Here is a 3,239-nt window from a genome sequence, read left to right on the forward strand (position 1 = left end):
AGGTCTCGAGCACAACCTCGCCCAGTTCACAGCAGTCGATCGTATAGGCGAAGTCACAAGGGAAACGGGCAAGATCCAGCGCCTTGGCGCCACGCAAACCGATTTCCTCGTCGGGCACGAAGGCGACGAAGACGTCGCCGTGTTCCGTCGCATCCAGCCGACCAAGCAATGTCATGATCACGGCGATCGCTGCCTTGTTGTCGGCGCCGAGCACGCTGGTGCCGTCGCCGACGATGATGTCCTCTCCCTTCCAGCCTGGGATCTCTGGATGCTCTGCGACGCGCAGCCAGATGTCTTCCTTGGCATTGAGGCAAAGATCCTTGCCGTCGAAGCGGAGGATCTGCGGCCGAATAAACGGCGACAGACCGACATCGACGGTGTCGAGGTGGGCGATAAAGCCGATCGCCGGCGCGTCCGGCCGGTTACCGCGTTTGACACCGGTGACGATCGCATGTGCGTCGACGACGACGTCGGCCAAACCCAGCGCCCGCATCTCCTCGGCCAGCAGCGCGGCGAGCGCTGCCTGGCCTGGCGACGAGGGCAGGCATAACGCCCGGCCATTACTTTGGCTTTCGATCGCGGCGTAGCGGAAGAAGCGGCTGATCAGTTCCTGGCGAATGTCCATACTAGCCCTCATGTGGAAGCTGCGGGCCGTGACGGCCCGCCTTGTGGTGGCTGTGAGCCGGCAAAAGACTAGACCCGGATAATGCCGACACCATCCGAGATCTGGATTTCGGTGCCGAGCTCGGCCGATTGCTCTGCGAGCCGCAAAAGGATGCGCTGCGCACCGGCCCCGGTCGCAAGATGGGGCGCCAGGCGTCGCTCCAGCACGCCGTCCTCTAACGCCGCATCGCCGCCGATGACGACCGGATGAAGAATAACCTCCACGAGACGGTTGTCGGCGTCGAAGGTCGTGGCCGCGACCACGCTTTCCCAGACTTCCGGCGCCGTCCAGGTCGACTTCTCGGARCGCACATGGAAGATGAAGTTGCCGAGGCTGTAGAAGATCGGCCGACCCCGATAGATCTCGATCGGCTGCARYACCGGCGCGCCRTGGCTGACGAACAKSGACGCSCCRGCATCRATGCAGGCGCGGGCAACCCCGCTCACCCAGTCCGGAACCTGATACCAGTCGGACGCCCAATGATGATGGTGCAGATAGGCGACCACCAGCGAKCCRTCYTYCGCYGCCGYCGYGATGGCTGCAAGGTTCCTCTCCAGATCCGCTTCATCGATGTTGACACTGCGMCCGMAGCGCTCCGATCGCCGGAACACGGCACGGGCAAGCGCGATCTCGGTTTCCGGGTTAAGCTCCGGGCGATCGTCCGGCTGGCTGTCATTGGCAAGATCAATCGCGGTGTAACCGACCTGGTCGCGGATCGCTGCCAATTGCYCGAACGCGGCGCCGTCGACCTCAATCCTCTGGGTAATCCCGAGCCGATTAACGCCGGGACGGGCGGGGCGCCCTTCCTTCGCATCTGCGGCATACATGAAGTCTGGGCCGGGACCGCCGTCCATCGCGACGACGGCCACCGGCCGACCGGAGATCACAGCAGTGCTCGCCCGCGACACTTCCCCTTGATCTCGACCAAGACCGGCATGGAGAAAGCCGCGCTTCTCGACCTCTTCCAGCGTCGAGAGCACGCCGGAGGGACCGAGGTCGAAGGCATGGTTGTTCGACAGCGACAGCGCCTCAAAACCGATGCCCTTCAGGGTATCGAGCACGAATGGGGCGCTGCAGCCGAAGAACGAGCCTTTGAGCGGCCAGCCRCCGTGACGCCCAAGGATCGTGCCTTCGAAGTTGGTGAAGGCGAGATCGGCTTCGCGCAGCAGCGAGCGAACCTTGGCGAATGCCGGAGCGGTGATGTCGCGGATGTCATGYTTGATCAGCGACTGGCCGGTAACGGCGAGGGTGAAGCGGTGTTGCATGGGAGGACTTTCTGGGGCGACACGCGCCAGCCGTTTCGAATATCTGATGGTTCCGGGTTGGATCCGCTCGCWGAGGGTCGACGCACCCCTCAGCATGTGAAGCGCTCTGGCCGGGCGGCAATCAGCGTGCGGGTGTAGGTATTGTCGGAGCGCGAGAAGATGAAGTCCGAGGACCCAAAATCCTCGACCCGACCGTTCTTGAAGATGTAGACGGCGCTGCACAGTGCCTGGACGATGGCGAGATCATGAGAGATGAACACCATGGTCATATCCCGCTCTGCGATGGTCTCCCTCAGCAGAGTAACGATCTCGGCCTGGACCGAGACGTCGAGGGCCGAAGTCGGCTCGTCGGCAACAATGATCTGAGGCTCGGCAAGCAGCGCTCGGGCGATACAGACCCGCTGCTTCTGGCCACCAGAGAGCTGATGCGGATGGCGGGACAGCAGGCTGCGGGCAAGGCCGAGCCGATCCATCATCTCAGCCGCGGTGTCAGCCACAGATCGGCCCCTGGAACCCCCACCGGCGCCGAAGCGGATGCTTTCCTCAAGCGTCTCGGCGATGGTCATCCGTGGGTTGAGCGATACCGATGGATCCTGGAAGATCATCTGCACCCGGCCGAGAAGACCACTGCGCCGGCCGCTTGAGGCAGCCTCAAAGCTTTTGTCACCGATCACAATCCGACCTTCATGGGCGCTGTCGAGACCGGCGAGGATCCGGCCGAAGGTGGTCTTGCCGCTGCCACTCTCACCGACGATGCCGGTGATCGTCCCGCGTTGCAGACGAATGCCGACATCACGCAGACCGAAGCTTGACCGTTTCCGGCCAAGGCCCCAATGGAAACCCTGTGGAGAGAACACTTTCGATATGCCTTCGGCAACAAGAAGTGGACGTTCGAGCTCGTCCGTGGCACGGGACCAGTCGTCAACGCCACTGTCATCAGCGTGTGCCGTCTTGTCCTCCACCTTCGCTGCCTTTGCCGGAATGCGAAGCCGTGGAACAGCGGCAAGCAGCTTCCTGGTATAGTCGTGGTTCGGCTGATCGAGGATGGTGACCGTCACATCCGCTTCGACCACCTGGCCCTTCTTCATGACCAGCACCCGGTCGGTGATCTCGGAGATCACCCCCATGTCGTGGGTGACGAGAATGACGGAGACACCGGTATCGTCGACGAGGGTTCTGAGCAATCCGAGCACCTGCTTCTGCACGGTGGCATCGAGTGCCGAGGTCGGCTCGTCGGCGATGATGATGTCGGGAGACCCCGCAAGGGCGATGGCGATGACGATGCGCTGCCGCTGGCCACCGGAGAACTG

General features: G+C 62.9%; 3 protein-coding genes. All 3 read right to left on the minus strand.

Features of this window, described 5'->3' with window-relative positions:
- On the minus strand, positions 1–625 hold a 625-nt coding region (locus tag AB4Z53_RS35205; RefSeq protein WP_441600042.1), incomplete at its 3' end, for a peptidase T.
- A gap of 68 nt (positions 626–693) precedes the next feature.
- The gene (locus AB4Z53_RS35210; RefSeq protein WP_441600044.1) at positions 694–1,929 is read right to left on the minus strand and encodes a CapA family protein; all 1,236 of its coding nucleotides are present in this window, start codon (positions 1,927–1,929) and stop codon (positions 694–696) included.
- 89 nt (positions 1,930–2,018) lie between these two features.
- On the minus strand, positions 2,019–3,239 hold a 1,221-nt coding region (locus AB4Z53_RS35215), incomplete at its 5' end, for an ABC transporter ATP-binding protein (RefSeq protein WP_441600046.1).

Origin of the sequence: Ensifer sp. 2TAB8 (genome assembly GCF_052115125.1) — a bacterium.
Taxonomy (GTDB): Bacteria; Pseudomonadota; Alphaproteobacteria; order Rhizobiales; family Rhizobiaceae; genus Ensifer.